The organism is Paenibacillus sp. PvP094 (assembly GCF_040546835.1).
In the GTDB taxonomy this organism is placed as follows: domain Bacteria; phylum Bacillota; class Bacilli; order Paenibacillales; family Paenibacillaceae; genus Paenibacillus; species Paenibacillus illinoisensis.
Genome location: NZ_JBEPOM010000001.1, coordinates 3,816,087 through 3,836,394 on the forward strand (window position 1 = coordinate 3,816,087; position 20,308 = coordinate 3,836,394).

20 protein-coding genes are annotated in these 20,308 nt (G+C 49.1%); 14 read left to right on the forward strand and 6 right to left on the reverse strand.

Translation table 11 applies throughout. The features are described 5' to 3' along the window. Positions 1–15: 15 nt before the first annotated feature. Complete coding sequence (locus ABIC22_RS17540) at positions 16–1,344, forward strand: MFS transporter (RefSeq protein ID WP_354482719.1); 1,329 nt, start codon at positions 16–18, stop codon at positions 1,342–1,344. Positions 1,345–1,484: 140 nt separating this feature from the next. Here the strand turns inward: ABIC22_RS17540 and ABIC22_RS17545 are convergent, their stop codons facing one another. From ABIC22_RS17545 to nirB, 4 genes are all read right to left on the reverse strand, one after another. Further along, positions 1,485–2,114 carry a YfbR-like 5'-deoxynucleotidase gene (locus ABIC22_RS17545; RefSeq protein ID WP_154895073.1) on the reverse strand — a complete coding sequence of 210 codons (630 nt, stop codon included), beginning with the start codon at positions 2,112–2,114 and terminating at the stop codon, positions 1,485–1,487. 261 nt (positions 2,115–2,375) lie between these two features. Continuing rightward, positions 2,376–3,158 carry a formate/nitrite transporter family protein gene (locus tag ABIC22_RS17550; RefSeq protein WP_193723920.1) on the reverse strand — a complete coding sequence of 261 codons (783 nt, stop codon included), beginning with the start codon at positions 3,156–3,158 and terminating at the stop codon, positions 2,376–2,378. A 52-nt stretch (positions 3,159–3,210) separates the two neighbouring features. Next, positions 3,211–3,537, reverse strand: coding sequence for a nitrite reductase small subunit NirD (gene nirD / locus ABIC22_RS17555; RefSeq protein WP_127537711.1), 327 nt, complete (start codon positions 3,535–3,537; stop codon positions 3,211–3,213). 90 nt (positions 3,538–3,627) lie between these two features. Next, entirely contained in the window at positions 3,628–6,057 is a 2,430-nt protein-coding gene (nirB, locus tag ABIC22_RS17560; RefSeq protein WP_354482724.1) for a nitrite reductase large subunit NirB, read from the reverse strand. A gap of 312 nt (positions 6,058–6,369) precedes the next feature. Between nirB and ABIC22_RS17565 the strand changes: the two genes are divergently transcribed. After that, positions 6,370–7,077, forward strand: coding sequence for a metal-dependent hydrolase (locus tag ABIC22_RS17565; protein ID WP_095359546.1), 708 nt, complete (start codon positions 6,370–6,372; stop codon positions 7,075–7,077). Between the two features lie 329 nt (positions 7,078–7,406). Here ABIC22_RS17565 and ABIC22_RS17570 read toward each other — a convergent pair whose 3' ends face one another. Further along, positions 7,407–7,724: a hypothetical protein gene (locus tag ABIC22_RS17570; RefSeq protein ID WP_239299751.1), complete on the reverse strand. Its 318-nt coding sequence runs from the start codon at positions 7,722–7,724 to the stop codon at positions 7,407–7,409. 186 nt (positions 7,725–7,910) lie between these two features. Further along, a complete protein-coding gene (locus tag ABIC22_RS17575) occupies positions 7,911–8,984 on the reverse strand; it encodes a M42 family metallopeptidase (RefSeq protein ID WP_127537716.1) in 1,074 nt (357 codons plus the stop codon). A gap of 623 nt (positions 8,985–9,607) precedes the next feature. On the opposite strand from ABIC22_RS17575, the gene spoVAC reads away from it, so the two are divergent. The 12 genes from spoVAC to yqeK all read left to right on the forward strand — a co-directional run bounded on the left by spoVAC (position 9,608) and on the right by yqeK (position 20,308). Beyond that, positions 9,608–10,114 carry a stage V sporulation protein AC gene (spoVAC, locus tag ABIC22_RS17580; protein WP_127537717.1) on the forward strand — a complete coding sequence of 169 codons (507 nt, stop codon included), beginning with the start codon at positions 9,608–9,610 and terminating at the stop codon, positions 10,112–10,114. Then, positions 10,111–11,127: a stage V sporulation protein AD gene (gene spoVAD / locus ABIC22_RS17585; protein WP_183521892.1), complete on the forward strand. Its 1,017-nt coding sequence runs from the start codon at positions 10,111–10,113 to the stop codon at positions 11,125–11,127. The genes spoVAC and spoVAD overlap by 4 nt, the downstream gene beginning before the upstream one ends. A 3-nt stretch (positions 11,128–11,130) precedes the next feature. After that, entirely contained in the window at positions 11,131–11,481 is a 351-nt protein-coding gene (gene spoVAE / locus ABIC22_RS17590) for a stage V sporulation protein AE (protein WP_239299757.1), read from the forward strand. A gap of 208 nt (positions 11,482–11,689) precedes the next feature. Further along, the gene (locus ABIC22_RS17595; protein WP_354482729.1) at positions 11,690–12,646 is read left to right on the forward strand and encodes an AAA family ATPase; all 957 of its coding nucleotides are present in this window, start codon (positions 11,690–11,692) and stop codon (positions 12,644–12,646) included. A gap of 3 nt (positions 12,647–12,649) precedes the next feature. Further along, a complete protein-coding gene (locus tag ABIC22_RS17600; RefSeq protein WP_354482732.1) occupies positions 12,650–13,897 on the forward strand; it encodes a DUF58 domain-containing protein in 1,248 nt (415 codons plus the stop codon). Further along, positions 13,894–16,107, forward strand: a complete 2,214-nt coding sequence (locus tag ABIC22_RS17605; protein WP_354482734.1) for a transglutaminase TgpA family protein — start codon at positions 13,894–13,896, stop codon at positions 16,105–16,107. Before ABIC22_RS17600 ends, ABIC22_RS17605 begins: the two co-directional genes overlap by 4 nt. 109 nt (positions 16,108–16,216) lie before the next feature. Then, on the forward strand, positions 16,217–16,744 hold the full coding sequence (locus ABIC22_RS17610) for a YqeG family HAD IIIA-type phosphatase (RefSeq protein ID WP_354482736.1): 528 nt from the start codon (positions 16,217–16,219) through the stop codon (positions 16,742–16,744). Continuing rightward, a complete protein-coding gene (yqeH, locus tag ABIC22_RS17615; RefSeq protein ID WP_095289803.1) occupies positions 16,741–17,868 on the forward strand; it encodes a ribosome biogenesis GTPase YqeH in 1,128 nt (375 codons plus the stop codon). The genes ABIC22_RS17610 and yqeH overlap by 4 nt, the downstream gene beginning before the upstream one ends. Positions 17,869–17,909: 41 nt before the next feature. Further along, on the forward strand, positions 17,910–18,779 hold the full coding sequence (gene aroE, locus ABIC22_RS17620; RefSeq protein ID WP_354482739.1) for a shikimate dehydrogenase: 870 nt from the start codon (positions 17,910–17,912) through the stop codon (positions 18,777–18,779). 84 nt (positions 18,780–18,863) lie between these two features. Continuing rightward, positions 18,864–19,154, forward strand: coding sequence for a ribosome assembly RNA-binding protein YhbY (gene yhbY, locus ABIC22_RS17625; protein WP_095289806.1), 291 nt, complete (start codon positions 18,864–18,866; stop codon positions 19,152–19,154). Positions 19,155–19,167: 13 nt separating this feature from the next. Continuing rightward, a complete protein-coding gene (locus ABIC22_RS17630) occupies positions 19,168–19,758 on the forward strand; it encodes a nicotinate-nucleotide adenylyltransferase (RefSeq protein WP_354482742.1) in 591 nt (196 codons plus the stop codon). Then, positions 19,742–20,308: a bis(5'-nucleosyl)-tetraphosphatase (symmetrical) YqeK gene (gene yqeK, locus ABIC22_RS17635; RefSeq protein ID WP_127537722.1), complete on the forward strand. Its 567-nt coding sequence runs from the start codon at positions 19,742–19,744 to the stop codon at positions 20,306–20,308. Before ABIC22_RS17630 ends, yqeK begins: the two co-directional genes overlap by 17 nt.

A 20,308-nucleotide genomic window follows, 5' to 3' on the forward strand; every position in this document is an offset into this window, starting at 1 on the left:
AGAGGGGCGGCATCAATGGAACACACGGTTCAAACATCATTCAGAAAGTTTCTGGTTGTATGGGCCGGTCAGCTTGTCTCCATGATCGGGATTGGTCTTACGGCTTTCTCACTGGGTGTGTATGCCTTCGAGAAGACCAATACGGCAACAAGTGTTGCCCTGATTACCCTGTTTACGTTTCTGCCTAACATCCTGCTCAGGCCCATTGGAGGTGTACTGGCTGATCGATTCGATCGCCGGACGATGATGATTATCGGTGATTTGGGTTCTGCAGCCGGTCCGATTTTTATCCTGGCGATCATGCTCACGGGTGATATTCAGTTATGGCATATTTACGTGGGGGTATCGTTCAGTTCTGTTTTTTCGGCGCTGCAAAGTCCGGCATACAAGGCTTCTGCCACGGACTTGCTCGATAAGGAACAATTCTCCAAAGGGAGCGGACTCGTGCAGCTGGCTGAATCCTCCAAATTTTTGTTTTCACCGATTATTGCGGGAATCCTGCTCAGCATCACAACGATCGAAGTGATCCTGACCATTAATATCGCTACTTTCTTGATTGCCATTCTGGCCGTGCTGGTCATTCGGAAGAGCATGAAGGTAGAGCGGGAGAATAAAGAAGACACAAACTGGATGACCGATATTCAGGAGGGGTGGAAGGAAGTTGTAACGAATAAGGGAGTACTGCTGCTGGTCATTATTATTTCCTTGGTGACCTTCTATCTGGGATTCCTGGAGACGCTGATTGGTCCAATGCTCTTGTCCTTCACGGATGCGAAAACACTGGGGACTTTTCAGTCCGTTAGCGCCATTGGCATGCTGATCAGCAGCTTGTGCATCGGGGTATTCACGATGACGAAGAAGTATGCAAGTGTACTTGTTATGGGGTTAATCATGTGCGGGCTGTCCTTCTCGCTTCTCGGGATATCGATCAACATCTATTTTATTATCTTCGCGGGCTTTCTGTTCCTGTCCTCGCTGCCGTTTGTTAACATGAGCGCAGATGTGTTGGTGCGTAACAACATTGCCAACGAGAAGCAGGGAAGAGTATGGGGGATCATTGGTATCCTGTCACAGCTCGGGTTCATCATTGCGTATAGTTTGGCCGGATTTCTGGCTGACCACGTGTTTAATCCGCTGATGATGGAAGGCGGAGTACTGGCATCTTCAGTTGGTCAAATTATTGGAATTGGACCGGGGAGAGGAATTGCCTTGCTGTTCATCATCGCCGGCCTGTTTGTTATTCTGCTCGCCATAGTTACGTCCCGTTTAAAACTGATTAAGTCACTTGAGGAAAGTTCAGATCGTGCAACTCGCTCAGAAGTTGGCGGGGTGACACATGATTAATTGAAAGATGAACAAGGATAGCCTTATCCGCATAATGTGCTGTTTCTGTGGGAAGTACGATGTGCAGCATTTATCGGTAACAACAACAACGAAAAGAAGCCATGTCCCTGGATCAGATGGACCAAGATGGCCAGCGCTGATTATTGGGACAAAGCTTCTTCGGTGATTTTGCGGATATCGAACGGGGAGCGAATGCCTTCTTCAATCATATCAGGCAGAATGTTGTCTAAGAAATAACGTACACAGTGAAGGTCGATATTTTTGATTTTGATCAGTGCATAGCGGTACATGACGATGAATTCTTTCTCCGTATTGCCACGCTGCAGTTCCGCAAAGGCTTCATATACCTGGTCCATTTTATCCGCCACTTCAAGAATCAGACCTTCTACGGAATCATCTTTGCCTTCTCGCAGCTGCCTGCGGAAAATGTCCTTAAATTCCTCAGGGATATTTTCATTAATAAAATGCTCTACCATCGCTTCTTCCACATGGAGCAGCATGGAACGCAGTTCCAACGAGTAATGTTTGACGGGTGTCTTGATATCACCGATGAAGATTTCACCATAGTCATGGCTGCTGGTGATTTCGTATAACTTTTTCCAATCGATGCTTACTCCGTGAAGTTCTTCAATATCGGCCAGTGTCTTGGCATACTGTACTACTTTCCAGGAATGGGCAGAAACACAGTGTTCTTCGAACTTGAACTTGCCAGGCGTTCGAATGATGCGTTCAAGATCGTTCAGTGACCTAAAGTACGTATGAATTCCCATCTAAGCTATCATCCTTTGTTGGTTGAGTATGATCCGACTATACTTTAATTATGTTAACCACGGATTAACGATGTATGCGAGAAAGGTAAAAATAAACCATGAAAGTGAAAGACATAAGCATGGGGATAAAGAGAGAAAAGGGATATCCACGGACAAAACCAAAAAACCACCATGTCGACTGAACTTTTATTCAGCTGATTCATGGTGGCTTTTTTAGACTTTTAATGATTCACGATGAAGGAAAATGTGTACGAGGTCCGATCAGGCTTTCTTTCGAACCGGGGAAATAAACCAATACGCCATACCGACAAACAACGCACCACCAATGATATTACCCAGCGTGACGGGAATCATATTGTGCAGCCAACCTGCAAGCGTGATCGTATCGGGATGGTTGGGCAGCAGCCAGGACAGGGATAAGAGCGTCATGTTGGCGACACTGTGCTCATACCCGCTGGCGATAAACGCGTACAGACACCACCAGATTAGTACCAGTTTGGCAATATCCTCTTTGGAACGGGCCGCCATCCAGATGGCCAGACAGACGAGCCAGTTACAGAGAATACCGCGGAAGAACAATTCGGTAACGGGTGCAGCCATCTTTTTGGCCGATACGGCAAACAGTAAGTGCTCCGGTCCAGCGGTTTTAAACAAACCACTGCCTACAATAAGCAGACTGAGCAGAATGGCCCCGATCAGATTGCCGAGAAAAACAAGTCCCCAGTTTTTCAAGGTTTCCCGAACTGTGGTCCGGCCTGCCAGCGTACTCATGGTAAAAAACATGTTGTTGCCTGTGAACAATTCCGAGCCTGCAAAAATGACGAGCGTGAGGGCGAGCCCGAAGGACATGCCCATCAGCATCATTTGCAAGGGTGACTTGGCTGCAAGCAGCGGTGCACCGATACTAAAGATCAGAATAATTCCAAGCCCAACGTAAGCCCCTGCCATTAAGGCAGCCACCATGTAACGCGGCAAGCTGGCATTCATCTGATCCCGTTTTTTAACGGCAGCTTCAATAATTCCTTCAACACCTGGTGTATACATCCTGGTCTCCTCCATTATTGTGCATCTATCTCGTTCCTGCTCATGGAGCTAGCTATACAGCAATCCAGACCTGTCCGTACTCGAGTTTCACCGGAAACATCTGAACCTGTCCCTGATCTGGTGCCTGCACTTCACCCGTACTTAAGTCAATTTTCCAATCGTACAGCGGATCATAGAGATAATGTCCAGATACGATGCCTTCGGCGAGCGGCCCACCCTTGGGGTGGGGGTTATGGTTATCGGCAGCGAATACGGTACCGTCGGAGGCGCGGAAGACAGCCAGCTGTCGGCCTTCAATTTCTACCACTCTCCCGATGCGAGGGAGAAACTCTTCAATCTCTCCCGCCGGAAAGTAGGTGCCTGATTGTTTGGTTGTCATTTGGACTGCTCCTTTTCTATGGCAGGTTCACCTGCAAATTGAATATCATATTAATCCAGTATAGAACGTTATTATTTTAAGGATTAAAACTTAAGGGCGAGCCGAAACTTCAATTCTCTGGAACAGTTTGGTCTGGCCTTCTTCGTTGCGCAATACTTTTTCCCATGGATCTTCCACATGGTTCAGAGCAAATTCAATGCGTTCCATCAGTGCTTTGCGTTCCTCCGTATTATCCACCACAACCGAACGAATCTGATCAAGCCCCATCCGTTCTACCCATTCCGAGGTGCGCTCCAGATAGTTGCCTGTTTCCCGATAGTATTGAATAATTGCACCGCAGAGTTCGATGAGTTCTGCATCTGTTTTTACTTTGCATAAGGAGTCTGCCAGTCTGGCCTTGATACCGCCATTACCGCCAATAAACAACTCCCAGCCTCCATCGTTACCTACGATACCGATATCTTTCGTACATGATTCCGCACAGTTCCGAGGGCAACCGTTAACCGCCATCTTGAATTTGGCAGGCAGATCAAGACGCTCGAATTTGCGCTCAAGCAGGGCACCCATCGCCATGGAATCCTGGGTACCGAAGCGACAGAACTGGGAACCGACGCATGTTTTGACCGTACGCAGCGATTTGGCGTAAGCATAACCGGAAGGCATATCCAGCTCCGCCCATACCTGCGGCAGATCCTCTTTTTTGACCCCGATCAGATCAAGACGTTGTCCCCCGGTAACCTTGACGGCTTTTACATCGTATTTGACCGAAATGTCCGCAATGCGTTTCAGTTCTTCCGGCGTGGTTACGCCGCCGTACATGCGCGGTACTACCGTATACGTACCGTCTTTCTGAATATTGGCGTTCATACGTTCATTGACAAACCGGGATTCCTTCTCGTCTTCATGCGTATCCGGTGCAATCATGCCGAGGTAGTAGTTAATTGCTGGACGGCATTTGGAACAGCCTTCAGGCTGGCTCCAGCCCAGGACATTCATCACTTCTTTGGTCGTCTGCAATCCTTTTTGCTTGATCTCGGCTACAATTTCATCCCGGCTGAGCGAGGTGCATCCACAGATGCCCTGTTTGGCGCCGCTTGTGAAGCCATCTCCCAGTACATATTGTAAAATTTGTTCTACTACCGGTTTGCATCCGCCGCATGAACGGGTTGCGCCTGTGCAGGCTTTGATCTCATCAACGCTGCTCAGACCTTGATTCGTAATGGCATCGACAATCGTTCCTTTGGTTACACCATTACATCCACATACGATTTCGTCCTCAGCCATCGTTTCAACAGAAGCAGCTTTTTTGTGACCCCCACAGCCCGTACCCATCAGCGAGGCATACAGCTCATCCGTCATCTCGGTTTTCTGTTTGATTAACTTCTGCAATTCAGCAGAATCCGTCACATCTCCAAAGAGCACGGCACCGACCATGATGTTGTCCCGCAGCAGAATTTTTTTGTAGGTCCGTTTCCAGTCATCTTTATGGCTGATCACCGTATGGTCGGGACTATCGAGAAATTCGCCTGTGGAGAAGACGTCCACACCTGAGATTTTTAATTTGGTAGATACGACAGAGCCTTCATACGGAGCAGTTTCCACGCCGCAGATATGCTTGGCGAGAATCATGCCTTGTTCGAATAATGGGGCAACGAGGCCGTAGCATACTCCCCGGTGTTCGGTACATTCCCCGACAGAATATACACCTTCGAGTGAGGTTTGCATGTAGTCATCCACGATGATCCCGCGGTTAACTTCCATGCCGCTTTCGCGGGCTACAATCGTATTCGGTTTAATGCCTACAGCCATAACGACAAAGTCTGCATCCAGTACGGTATCATCGGCAAATCGGAGGCCTTCCACACGTTCCCCGCCGATCAATTCAGCTGTCTGTGCGCCCATCCTGAAACGAATGCCCTGACGCTCCAGTTCCGCTTTTAGCATGGCTGAAGCTTGAGGATCGAGCTGGCGTTCCATCAAGTCTTGCATGAGATGAACTACGGTGACGTCCATGCCGAGCTGGACCAGACCTTTGGCTGCTTCCAGTCCGAGAAGACCTCCCCCAATAACAGCCGCTTTTTTATATTGCTTTGCTGCTTCCAGCATCATATTGCAATCGGCAATGTCCCGAAATCCAACAACGCCTTCTTTATCATGACCCGGAACGGGCAGGATAAAGGAGCTGGAACCTGTAGCGATAATGACTTTGTCGTAGGGCACCCGTGTGCCTTCATTTGTAACGACTTCCCGGGTATCTGCATCGATACGGGACACGGTTGTACCGGTATGAAGCGTAATGCCATTGTCTTCATACCAGTGCAGATCATTCAGCACGATATCATCAATGGTTTTGCTGCCCTCCAGAACATAGGACAACATGATTCGGTTATAGTTGGGATAGGGCTCCGTGCCGAAGACCGTAATATCATAACGTGAAGTTAATTTCAAAATCTGTTCAACTGTACTAATGCCGGCCATACCGTTACCGATCACGACAAGTTTTTCTCTGTTTCCGTTCATGTGTGTAAGCCTCCTTGGTTTAACACTGGACATTATCAACATTTTTAGTGGTTTATATTTGAATCATAGCGTGGATTGCTAACACTTAATGTGATTTATTTCACTAAGAAAGAGATAAGTAGCACAAATTAAAAAGTGTGAGCCCGGTCACGGAAACTGTTTTTTTGTTGGAGCTTGAAGAATGGAAGGTATTGAGTTCCAGACGCTACTTTAAAATAAGAAATACGAACTATTGTTCTCTTTTTGTTTTCGTTGTAACATCGAGAATGGGATATGATGTTCCCTATTTCTTCGAAAGGAAGTTTTCGCATCATGATGGGAAGATCCCACCTGATTATTGGAACAGGCGTTTCACTTTCAGTACTGCAGCTGATGGGTGTGCAAGTCACGGCACCTGCTGTTACGGTTGCGCTCATTGGCTCGCTGCTGCCGGACATTGATGAGCCGAATTCCTTATTGGTATCCAAGGCGCTGCCCAATAGTCTGATCAGGCTGCTGCAAACCATTTTGCTGCCTACAGCCGTATTTGTGTATTTTTACGTGCAGGCGAAGCCTTGGAATCTGCTGCTAGCCATTTTGGTCGGGCTGGTATCTTTCCTGCCATCGCGTTCGCTCCGCAAAGTGTTGATGTTCGCCATCGGACTGGGCCTTGTATTCTACGGTCACGCCCTCGCACCATGGAACCTGATTGCAGGGAGTCTGCTCATGTTATGTACTACGCTGACCCACAGAGGTTTAACCCATACGGTCTATGGAACTGCAGTTTGGGGAGGACTGCTGTACAGCACAACGCATGAGCAGGGACCGGAGATTTGGGTTGCCGGAGGAGTAGCCTATGCCATGCATCTGCTTGCAGATTCGTTGACGAATCGCGGGATTCGTCCGCTTCCGCCACTCAAGTGGAGGATCAGGGCGAATCTGATGAGCACAGGGACCAAACATGGAGCCGTGGTCGAGAATGTATGTATTGTGCTAACGCTTATTTTGGCATGGATCGCATTTTCGCCGTTATTTCTATAACTCTGAGTAATAGGCATCGAGGTTACTTTATCGGATTATGTCGCATGACGACATCAGCATGAATTCAAAAACGCCAGTCCAGAATAGAGGACTGGCGTTTTTTATTGGCTCTCCGAATCCTGTACTAAACCTTACTATGTGTATAGAGTTCAAGGGGCTAAACCACAATTGGGAGCAAGGTTCAGGGAGAGGATGGGGAATCGGTAAGCTCATCAATATCCGAAGAGCCAAATACAAATAACACAACAAGGATAACTACAATTAATAGCTCTGCAAATCCAGTTCCGTCAAAGTCAGACATCATCCCAGCCTCATTTCATTCCATTCATTTAGGAATTCATTCTTTTTTGGAAAGCTCGCATCACATCATCCAGAGTCACATCGCCCATCTCGTCAAGAAATTGGACCAGTTTATCGGCATTCGAAGGGTTAATGTTTGTTAGTGTTTTATACTGTCCAACCAGCTCTACGACCAGAGTGGCCTCACGAAACAAGGTGACAGCATCAACTCTTAATTTACCGCTAACAAGCAATGCTGCAACGATGAGTTCCAGGTTTCTACCTTTAAGATTGCCATTGAGAAGGGAGTTAGCGGCATTTGTTTTTTTGGATCCTTTATTCGATTTTCCATTCCTTCCCACTGCCATAACAGGACCCCCACTGCTTGGTGTTTTGTTCTCTTTCGTTGTTGTATCTTATGTGTTATTTCCTGTAATGTTCGAACTATTAATCTATTTTTACGCAAAAAAAAGAGACACTCCAACCAAAGTCGGAACGCCTCTTTATCTGGAGAGAGATCAACCAGAGTTTTTCAATTCTATCACTAGTGAGCATTACGCGTTTTCAATAATAGTGTTCATGGTCGTACGATCCAAACCCTTCACCAATTTGACAAGCAGTGCCTTGGCAGCATCATAGTCATCGGTGTGAATGATGGAAGATGAGGTATGGATGTAACGGGCACAGATCCCAATGACGGTTGAAGGTACGCCAATTCCGCTCAGATGAACTTGTCCTGCATCCGTGCCGCCAGGTGAGATAAAGTATTGCATCTTGATCTGGTTCGAAGAAGCTGTATCTTGCACATATTCCACCATGCCGCGGTGAGTGAACATGCCTGGATCGAAAATACGAAGCAGAGCACCTTGCCCAATGTGTCCAAAGGACTGTTTGTCACCTGTCATGTCATTGGCTGCACTGCAGTCCAGGGCGAAGAAGATGTCTGGTTCAATCAGATTGGCAGCTGTACGCGCACCGCGAAGCCCCAATTCCTCCTGAACGGTTGCACCGCAATACAGCGTGTTTGGAAGCTTCTCTTGGTGGAGTGCTTCAACGAGCTCAAGGGCAAGTCCGACTCCGTAGCGGTTATCCCAGGCTTTTGCCATAATTTTTTTCGGGTTCGCCAGGGGTGTAAATTCACAGATCGGCACGATTTGCATTCCTGGGTGAATCCCCCAAGATTCGGCTTCCGCACGGTTATCCGCACCAATATCCAGGTACATGTGATTCAGATCAACCGGTTTGCTCCGTTGGGACTCATCCAGCAAGTGAGTAGGCGTAGAACCTACAACGCCCGTAATACGGCGATCCGGAGTGATAATCTGTAGGCGCTGAGACAGGACAGCCTGACTCCACCATCCACCAAGCGGTCGGAATTTAACCATGCCCGTTTCCGTAATGCCTGTTGTCATGAAGCCCACTTCATCAAAGTGTCCGGCTACCATAACTTTCGGGCCTGATTCTTCACCGCGAAGTACACCGAAAAGGCTTCCCAGACGATCCTGCACAAATTCCTCTGTATATTGGGAGAGCTGCTCCTTCATCCATCCACGAAGCTCGCGCTCGAATCCGGAAGCGGAAGGGAATTCCGTTAACGTACGAAACATCTCCATTGTTTTTTCATTCATGTGTCGACAACTCCTCTGCTTGTATGTATGACAGTCTTGACAGAACGGCTGCAGACTGTTGCCCTCCATTAATAAAGGACATTATTAACCACTGGTCACATTATAGTATGAACCTTGCGCACCTAATTGTCCATGTCTGTGTCACGTATCGGATTCATCGTTAGTACAATGAATGTGAAGTCTTCTTTTGGATTGGGCTTTTCCCTCACGCTTTTCACAGCATGATTGAATATGCATGAGTTGAGACACTCCTGCGATCCCATAATCGGGGATTTTTATTCGTTTGCTTGACGACAGGAAGGAGTTGGGACACCAGATGAAGCCACCTCATGAAGGCAATGAAGATATCCTTTTTATCGTCCTTTTTATTTTGCTCGTCATCGTACTTCTTTATTTATAGGGAAATACTTCACACCTGACTGTTGTGCGATTAGCTCAACTTCTCTCTAATCCGGCGTATTGAATTTAAGCTGCTAAACCGTTCTCTCCCCAACTGGAAACAATTGATGCAATTCGCCGGATACATAACCTTCCCACGATTAACAAACAATGAACATAGGATTCCACACGAGATGCAGCGACAAGCTGTGCGACCTATTCGATTTCTAAGGAGGTTCTGAATCTTGCCAGCTCAAACCAAAGGATCCGATAACGGAAAAAAATCATCATCCCTGTCCATCAGCGAACAGGATTACAAGAAAGTAGCCAAAAAGCATGAGCCCGCTCGTCCGATCCTTGCGAATTGCATTAAGGCTTTCTTTGTCGGGGGATTCATTTGCATCATTGGACAGGCTATCCAGGAAGCATTCAAGGCAGGTTTCGATATGACTTCCAAGGAAGCGGCCAGTCCTACGGTTGCGGTCATGATCCTGATCTCGGTTATCCTCACATGCCTTGGGGTCTACGATAAAATCGCCCAGTGGGCCGGAGCAGGAACAGCGGTCCCGGTTACCGGCTTTGCCAACTCGATGTGCTCAGCAGCATTGGAGCACCGTGCGGAGGGACTTGTCCTTGGCGTTGGAGCCAACATGTTTAAGCTAGCCGGATCGGTTATCGTATTCGGCGTCGTGGCTGCCTTTATTATAGGTATCATTTATGCCTTCCTTGGATTAGGAGGTGGGCATCTATGAAGCTTGTCGGACGCCAAACCTGGGAGTTTGAGAATCGCCCTCGAATTATCGGCAGGGCTGCGGTTGTTGGGCCAGAGGAGGGAGCTGGACCACTGTCCGCCGATTTCGATTACGTCTATGACAATCTGGAGATTGGTGAGAAAACATGGGAAAAAGGGGAGCGCAAGCTGCTTGAACAAGCTACACAGCTGGCACTCATCAATGCAAACATCACAAAGGAAGAACTACAGTTTTTCATTGGTGGCGATCTCCTCAACCAGATCATCAGCAGTTCTTTTTCGGCTCGGAAACTGGGAGCTCCTTACCTAGGTGTATTTGGGGCTTGTTCGACCTCTATGGAGAGCCTTGCATTAGCCTCCCTAATTGTTGATTCAGGTGGAGGTGATTATGTCCTCGCCGGTACGGTCAGCCATAACTGCACAGTGGAGAAGCAGTTCCGCTACCCGACCGAGTATGGATCCCAGAAACCACCTTATGCACAGTACACCGTGACCGGATCTGGTTGTGGAGTAGTCTCCCGCTCAGGGGAAGGCCCAGTTGTCACACGGGCAACGATTGGACGGGTCATGGATCTTGGCATCAAGGATCCGTTTAACATGGGGGCAGCCATGGCCCCAGCAGCGGCAGATACTATCGTGTCTCATTTCCGAGATACAGGGCTTGAACCAGGGTATTACGATCTTATTGTCACTGGCGATCTGGCTTCGGTGGGACACCCCATCACGAAAGAACTGTTGCAAAAGGAAGGCATCCCCATGGAACAAACGACGTTTAATGATTGTGGACTCATGATTTATGATCGGGAGAAGCAGCCATTCGTTGTAGCAGGCGGCAGCGGCTGCGGCTGCTCAGCGACTGTAACGTATGGACATATATTGAACCGGATGCAAAAAGGCGATCTCAAACGGGTACTGGTTGTGGCCACGGGTGCACTGCTGTCACCGATTTCCTACCAGCAGGGCGAGAGCATCCCGTGTATTGCACACGCCGTAGCCATTGAAAAGGAGGGGTAAACGATGCAATTTTTATGGGCATTTATTGTTGGCGGACTGATCTGTGTAGTGGGTCAGCTGCTGATGGATGGCGTCAAGCTGACGCCGGCTCACACCATGAGTACGCTAGTTGTGGCAGGAGCGGTTGCGGATGCGCTCGGATGGTATGATCCGCTGGTTGAATTTGCAGGAGCTGGAGCATCCATCCCCATTACAAGTTTTGGCAATTCACTCGTGCACGGGGCTTTGACCGAGCTTGAAAAGGTAGGGTGGATTGGGGTTATTACCGGGATATTCGACTTGACGGCAGCAGGGATATCAGCGGCGATTATCTTCTCCTTTCTCGCCGCGCTGGTGGTGCGGCCGAAAGGCTGACAAGGTGCAGTCAAATTGTTTTAGCCATATATGTACACACGGAGAGGCTCCGGATGTTTAACATCCGGGGCTTTTTGTCGCAATCATGCGAGAATGGCGGCCAATCTGACGGCTGGAAACAAATTGTGATTCTCTTCGAGTGTACTCGCGCCCGTTGTTCATGTACAATAAAAGGAAATCTGTATGCTTTTTTAGGAGGTTAGACCACATGCCTGTGCGCAAAGAGTCGATCCAAATCATTTCAGCAGTTCGTTCTAATCTAGAATCTTGCATAATGGGGAAATCCTTTGAAATTCAACTTTTGCTCACAGCTTTGCTTGCAGGCGGACACGTTCTGATCGAAGACGTACCCGGAACAGGCAAGACACAGTTGATCAAAGCATTATCGAAATCCATGCGCGGAGAATACCGCCGCATTCAATGTAATCCAGATATTTTGCCAAGTGATATTACAGGTGTATCCGTATTCCACCCGCGTGACGAGCGCTTTTATTTCCGTCCGGGTCCGGTCATGACCAACATACTTCTGGCCGATGAGATCAACAGGGCAACAACGAAGACCCAGTCAGCTCTGTTGGAAGTCATGGAAGAACGCAGTGTAACGGTAGATGGCGATACCTATGATCTGCCGCACCCGTTCATGCTCTGTGCTACACAGAATCCAATCGATTTTGAGGGAACGTATACATTGCCGGAAGCACAGCTCGACCGGTTTATGCTGAAAATAAGTCTGGGTTATCCCGACAAGGATATTGAGAGAACATTGCTGAAGCAGCATCAGTCAGGTCAGCCCGTGGACCGGCTGGAGTCCGTAACTCACATGGATCAGATATCGTCGATTCAGCAGGAGATCAAAGAAGTCTTTATCGGTGATCCGGTCATGGACTATCTGCTTGATGTCGTTCGCAATACACGTTCGCATCCGTCCGTGCTGCTGGGGGCCAGCCCACGTGCAGCCATTTCATTCATGATGGCGGTGAAGGCGTTTGCCTTCCTACAGGAACGTGATTATGTGCTCCCGGATGACGTAAAAACGATGGCCCCGTATGTCCTTTCCCATCGGATTGTACTGCGTCCTGAAGCGAGATTGGACAGCATGAGCTCTGAAGCCGTACTGAATTCTGTACTTCAGCAGGTTCGTGTGCCCGTCTCCATGGGGCAATAATTCATGAAGCCGCTTTTGAGTAATGTCAGAAGAGGAATGCGCCACCCCCGCGTATGGAGTATCGCGGCGGTGTGGATTTGTTGCTTGGCCTATGTATTGTTCCAGGGCGGGAAGACATCCATTATGCTGCTTTCGATGGTGACCCTCCTTTGTCTGTATCTTGCCATTGCCGGATTCAGTGGAGTAAGACGTGCACGAGGTGTACGAATGCTATCATCGGGTCAGGACCATGAAGAGCTGCTGCATGCTGGTGATCAGGTTCAGGTGAAGCTCAGGCTGACCATTCCCGGATTTTTGCCACTGCCTTACGTGGTTGTACGTGAAATGCTGCATCGTCATAATGGGGAATCCTGGTCCTTCAGGGAGAGCCTGATTCCGAACATGCGGGGAAATGGAGAGCTGTCTTTCCAGACTCCGCCGCTGGAGCGCGGCAAATATGCGTTCTCCGAAACGGAATGTGCAAGCGAGGATATCTTTGGCCTGATTGAGCACCGTGGTACATTCAAGGCCAAAGGCGAGTTTAGGGTGCTGCCTCGTACCGTATTCATACCGTACTGGCAGCTGTACGATCGTAAATCACGACTGTCTGGTCCACAAACCGCACAGACGCGTTCCCGCAGGGAAACAACTCAAATCAACGGTGTTCGTGATTACGTGTATGGCGACAGGCTGTCCCGCATTCACTGGAATGCTACAGCCAAGACAGGAACATGGAAATCCAAGGAGTTCGAACATGAGTCGGTACCCAAAACCATTTTGGTACTTGACGCTCTGGCGGGCAGTTACGAGCAGGGGGAAACATTTGAGCTGGCAGTTTCCACTGCGGCATCGCTATTGGAGTATGGTACGAGAGAACGGATGGGTATGGGGCTGATGACGCTATCTGATCAAACGACGCTGCTTCCTCCAAGCGAAAGCCTGATGGACCGGCAGAAGATGATGCATCATCTGGTGGATGTTCAGAATAATGGTCAGGATAAAAGACTGCTGCCCGGTATTGAGAAGCTTGCTCGTCAGCTGCCGCAGGGCGCTTATTTTGTAGTCATATCTCCCCAGAAGGATGAAAAAGTACTGGAACTGCTGCGGTGGGCTGATACTCGTGGGATGACTCCGTGCCATATTATCCTTGACACCAAGGAGTCACGTCAGAGTGCCGAATGGGCCGCCATGCTTCGAGGAAGAGGCACGAGATCCTTTGTTGTTTCCCATCTGCAGGAACTTCCAACGGTTATGGGGGGAGGTTCTGTATGAGTACAAATAGTAGAGAACAGTCGATGGGGAAAAGATCCTGGTACCATGCAGCGTCGCTGCTCTGGATTTTCCTGATTGGGATGCAGTGGATTTCGTTTACACAGGAATCCTGGTACACCGAGACGACATCATTGGTATTATGGACGCTGGCCGCGGTCAGTGTACTTGAGATTATTTTACCTTTCAAAACGATATACCGTAACATCATCAAGGCAATGGTTCTTATTTATATTTTGCATAAAACGCTCATTGATTACTCTGTCTACATTCCTTACGGTACACTGAGCGACCGTACGGAGCAATTTCTGCTGCATTTGACCCCGTACATCTGGTTCTCCCTATGCGCATGGGTCATGCTCGAAGCTGCTCTTCGTCTGGTGACGACAACTCGCCGTATTCTTGTTTTTCTGGGCGTGAACATCGTTTCGATGGGTATCCTGGATTCCTTCACCCAGATTCCGCTCTGGATCGAAGTGGCCTGGGTCATGTTTGCCGGGATGGGGTGGCTCGTTTGCCAGCACTTCCGCAACTTCCAATTGAACTATCCACAGGGCTGGAAACGATTGCTCCGTTATCCGTACAAAATACTCGCCAACATCGCAATTATTTTTTCTCTGATTATTGTAGCGAGTGTTAACATGCCCGAAGTACCGCCTACGCTGACAGATCCTTATACGGCATGGCGTAACTATACCGGAAGCTCTACCAGCCAGACCGGCAACGGGACGCTGGATATTCCAAGTTCCACAGAGTCCGGATACAGCCGAGAAGATAACCAGCTGGGCGGTGGATTCAACTTTGACTACACACCAGTCATGTCGGTAACGACCAATGAACGGAGTTACTGGCGGGGTGAAACCCGGGAAGAGTACACCGGTACAGGGTGGGATGACCGCAGACGGGTGTCCACGGAAGATGTGGAAATTGGACAAGCGCTGGAGAATGAGGATGCGGGTAACGTAAACACCAAGCAAGTTACGCAAAAGGTAACCATGCTGAACGATAGTGTGTATCCAATCCTCTTTGGTGCATATTCCATAACTGAAGTAAGTTCGGTCAATGGCGAGAACGAATCAGGCCGGATGCTGTGGAATGCGAATCAGGCAGAGCTGCACATTGTCACAGATCGGCAGCAGCCGCAATTCCCTAAAACGTATACGGTTGTATCCGAAGCACCAGTCATCGTGGAAGATGAGCTCCGTACCAAGACGTTTGATGATCTATATGGAAGCAATCCTGCAGATGACATGTACCTGCAAATGCCTTCCCGTTTCCCGGACCGGGTGACAGAGCTTGCGGCCGAAATAACGGCTGCGGCAAATACGCCGTATGAAAAAGTAGCATTACTGCAAGACTACTTACAACAAAACTTTAATTACACTAACAATCCCGATTTATCCCGAAAAGTAAGCAATGACTTTGTTGAAGGATTTTTGTTTGACATCCGTGAGGGGTACTGTGATTATTTCTCTACAGCACTCGTCATGATGGCACGTTCGGAAGGTATTCCCGCCCGCTGGGTAAAAGGATATGCCCCTGGCCAAATGTCTCTTAATTCCGACATGCAGGCTCCACGCCAGCCAGGTTCTGAGATTGAGACGACGTATACCGTGACCAATGCAGATGCCCATTCCTGGGCTGAGGTGTACTTTGGTGAATACGGATGGATTCCGGTTGAAGCGACACCAGGCTTCGATATGCCTCTGTTGACGGAACAGCCTGATGTACAGCCGGTAGACGAGCCTGAAGAACAACCAGAAGAAGAACAGGTTGTAGAAGAAGAGCAAGTACCTGCACCTGAACAAGCAGCATCCGGCATTCCCGCGTTTGTGATCTGGGCGGCGGTGGCTGTACTTGCTCTATGGGTTGCTTATATGTTCTGGCGGAATCGCTTCTCACTCCGTTTCTGGCTGCTGCGTCTGCGCACTGGCGGACCACTTACCCCCGAGCAGAAAGTTGTTGCAGAGACGGAACGCTGGATTCGCTATGTGAAACGAAAAGGATTGACCCGAAGCGGAGACGAGACCCTGCGCGAGTCTGTCAACCGATGGAGTCAGGCCAAACCGGCTGCGGCAGCAACGCTGCAAGAACTGCTGGCGTTGTTTGAACACACGCGTTATAGCCCGGCTTCTGTTACTTCGGACGATTGGAAGGCAGTCTATGAGACAGCCTCGAAGCTGCGCAAGGAACTCAAAGCGGAACGGGCATAGAGGATGCCCGTCCCGTTTTTCCTTTTTCGCATACCATCAGGCACTGTATGCATTTTCAGGAAAGACGGATTTGTGATATAGTGTGTCGTATGAAACTGAGGTGACTTCTTTGTTTAAAATGTTAATGCCCAAGCTGCGAGTAGACACGGTTTTTGACATAAATCTGGAAGAGCTGTACGCTCAAGGCTACCGTGGAATTATAACTGATCTGGATAATACGCTTGTCGGTGCCAAAGCTCCTGATGCCACGCCGGAACTGATTGAATGGTTTGCGCGTGTGAAAGAGGCGGGCTTCAAGCTGATGATCGTGTCCAATAACAATTTGAACCGTGTATCTTTGTTTGCGACTCCGCTGGATATCCAGTTTGTGCATAGTGCACGCAAACCATCGAATGCACCGTTTCGTAGAGCAATGAAGATGATGGAGCTTACTCCAGAAAAAACGATTGTTGTAGGCGATCAGATGCTTACGGATGTATATGGAGGCAACCGACTGGGACTTTATACGGTCTTGGTACTGCCCATTTCCATCGGTGATGAAGGTTTCATGACCCGCTTCAATCGTCGCGTGGAACGGATTGCTGTAACCAGTTTGCGCAAGAAAGGCTTATGGCTTGAGGAGGAAAAGAAGAAATGACAGAAACGCATAACGGCAATCCTGCCGTAAGATGCAGTGGATGCGGAGTGCATCTGCAAACGGAAAATCCGGACAAACCGGGGTTCATCCCGGAGAAAGCGCTGGATCGTGAACCGGTCATATGTCAGCGTTGTTTCCGGATCAAAAACTACAATGAGTCATCATCCGTCACGGTGGATCAGGACGAATTCCTGGCTCTTCTCAGCAAAATCGGGGATAAGGATGCACTTGTCATCCATATCGTTGATCTGTTTGACTTTGACGGCAGCATCATTTCCGGTCTGCAGCGTTTTGTAGGGAACAATCCGGTTCTGCTGGCTGTTAACAAAACGGACCTGCTTCCTAAGGTAACCAACTGGAACAAGGTTCGTAACTGGGTACAGAAGCAGGCTAAGGAGCAAGGTTTGCGTACGGTGGATATCGTGCTCTGCAGTGCCAAGCAAAATCAGGGATTTGATCGATTGCTGGAGCTTGTTGGTACCTATCGCGAGGATCGTGACGTATACGTGGTCGGTGGTACCAATGTGGGTAAATCGACATTGATTAACCGTCTGATCCGCGACTACAGCGATTTGGAGCAGGAACTGACAACCTCCCGTTATCCGGGAACGACGCTGGATATGGTTAACATTCCATTGGATGATGGCAAATTTATTATTGATACGCCGGGAATCGTGTATCCATGGCGTTTCAGTGAGATCGTATCACGCAAGGATCTGGCAGCCATCATGCCGGACAAGCCGCTTAAACCGGCCGTGTATCAATTAAATGCCGGACAGACGTTGTTCTTTGGTGCCATGGCTCGTTTTGATTTCATTGAAGGTGATCGTCAGTCCTTCACTTGTTATACAAGCAATGCAATCGATATTCACCGGACGAAGCTGGAGCGTGCAGATGATCTGTATCGTGACCACGCCGGAGAACTGCTGTCCCCGCCTAGCCGGGAGGATGCAGCGGACATGCCTGAATGGACACGGCATGAGTTCCGTATCAAACGCGGCAGCCAGTCCGATGTGTTCATATCGGGTCTGGGCTGGATCAAGGTCAATGGTGAGAATGGGGCGCTTGTCGCTGTACATGCACCAAAAGGTATTCGAGTGCTGGTTCGTCCATCTTTGATCTAGTTATACGGCAAATTGATTCTCTATAGATCGGGGGCAGACGCATGCCAGAACAAAAGAATACCTATACTTCACTTCCTGTTTTGCTCGGAGTTTTTGGGGATCCGATTGGGCATTCCAAGTCACCTGCCATGCATAATGAGGCTCTTGCGACAGCGGGTGTGAACGGATTGTATATGCCGCTTCATGTTCGTCCAGAGCAGCTGGAAGCAGCCGTTAAAGGCATTGTTGCCTTGGGGTACCGGGGTGTTAATGTAACAATACCTCACAAAGAAGAAGTGATGAAATACCTCGATGTCATTGATGAAAGTGCGCGGCTGATTGGTGCTGTAAACACGATCGTCAACGATAATGGTAAACTGACAGGGTACAATACCGATGGTATTGGTTATGTTCGTTCGTTGAAGGAAGAAGCAGTGCCGGAACTCGCAGGCAAGAAGATTGCAGTTCTTGGGGCAGGAGGCGCTGCAAGAGGCGTCATCTATGCTCTGGCACTGGAGAAGCCGGAACGGATTAGCATCCTGAATCGTACAGCAGAGAGAGCAGAGGCTCTTGCCTCCGATTTGAGAAGGCACGGATTGGGTAACATTACTGGCAGCGGCATGGAAGAGGCTGCAGCTGTGTTAGCCTCGGCTGATATCGTGATCAACACTACGGCGGCAGGCATGCATCCGCATATCGATGATGTACCTGTGAATCCGGAGTTGATTCGGGAAGGTGCGGCCGTGAGTGATTTAATCTATAATCCGCTGGAGACACGCTTGCTGCGAGAAGCACGTTTGCGTGGATGCGTTGTGCACGGCGGCCTAGGTATGTTTGTGTATCAGGGCGCGGTCGCATTTGAACACTGGCTCGGCATTCCTGCGCCAGTTGAGACCATGAGACGCGCTGTATTGGATAGTTTTAATCAGTGAAAAATATCATTGAACGGTCAGGCAACAGACAGACGAAAAACGCTGTTACAGTGCCTGCCGGGCATAAGGAGTTATGGAGTAATTATGTTAAACGGTAAACAAAAGCGCTTTTTGCGCTCACAAGCACATCATCTGACCCCTGTATTTCAGATCGGCAAAGGGGGCACCAATGATCATCTGTTCCGTCACATCGAAGAGGCAATCGAGAAACGTGAACTGATGAAAGTGCAAGTGTTGAACAACTGTCTGGATGACAAAAACGAAATCGCTGAAGAAGTGGCTCGGGAAACCGGCAGCGAACTGGTGCAGATTATCGGAAGCACCATCATCCTGTACAAGGAATCACGCGACAACAAACAAATCGAACTTCCTTAGGACGGTGACACGGGTGAAGATTGGCATCATGGGCGGGACGTTTGATCCGATCCACATGGGACATCTGCTCGCTGCCGAAGCTGCAAGAGATTCTTATGCCCTGGATGAGATCTGGTTTATGCCTTCCCATGTTCCGCCCCATAAACGCGGAGCTGGAGCTTCGGGACAGCAGCGCCTGGATATGACTGAGGCTGCGGTACAAGGTGTAGAGCAGTATGAAGTGCTGGGCATCGAAATGGAACTCGGCGGGGTGTCCTATACGATCGATACGATGAAGGAACTGTGGCGCCGTTATCCGGAGCATGAATTTTATTTCATTATCGGAGCGGACATGGTGAACTATCTTCCGAAGTGGGAACAGATTGAAGAACTGGCTGCCAAATTAACCTTTATTGGTGTGGGGCGGCCAGGATTTCAGCTGCATCTGGATGACCTGCCGGAGGAACTGCAGGACAGCGTGCTGCTGGCCGAGATGCCCCTGGTGGACATTTCATCCACGGCTGTTCGCAGGAGACTTGCTGAGGGGCATTCGGTACGGTTTATGATCCCTGATGCAGTTCATCAATATATTGTAAGGAGCGGTTTATATGGGGCTAAGCCGTGAAGAATTAATTAAGGCCGTTTCCGGTCAGATGCCGGAGAAGCGCTGGAAGCATACGCTTGGCGTAATGGAAAAGGCCGTCCAGTTGGCAGAGAAGTATGGGGCGGATCCTGTCAAAGCAGACCTCGCAGCCATACTGCATGACGTAGCCAAGTACTGGCCTGTATCCGAGATGGAAGCGGTCATCCGTGAAAACGGATTGAACGAAGAACTTTTACAGCATGACAAGCAGCTCTGGCACTCTGAAGTAGGTGCTTTTGTGGCACAGCGCGATTATGGTGTTGATGATCCGGAAATCATTAACGCAATCCGCTGGCATACTTCCGGGCGTGTAGGTATGAGTCTGCTCGATAAGGTCGTATGTCTTGCTGACTATATTGAACCGGGAAGAGATTTCCCAGGCGTAGATCACATTCGTGAGCAGGCAGAGCGCAGCTTGGAAGAGGGACTGATTGCCGGTTTTGATTCCACGATCAGCTTGCTGATCTCGCAGCGCCGCGTCATTTATCCGCTGACGATGTTGTCGCGGAATGATCTGATTGCACACTTATAA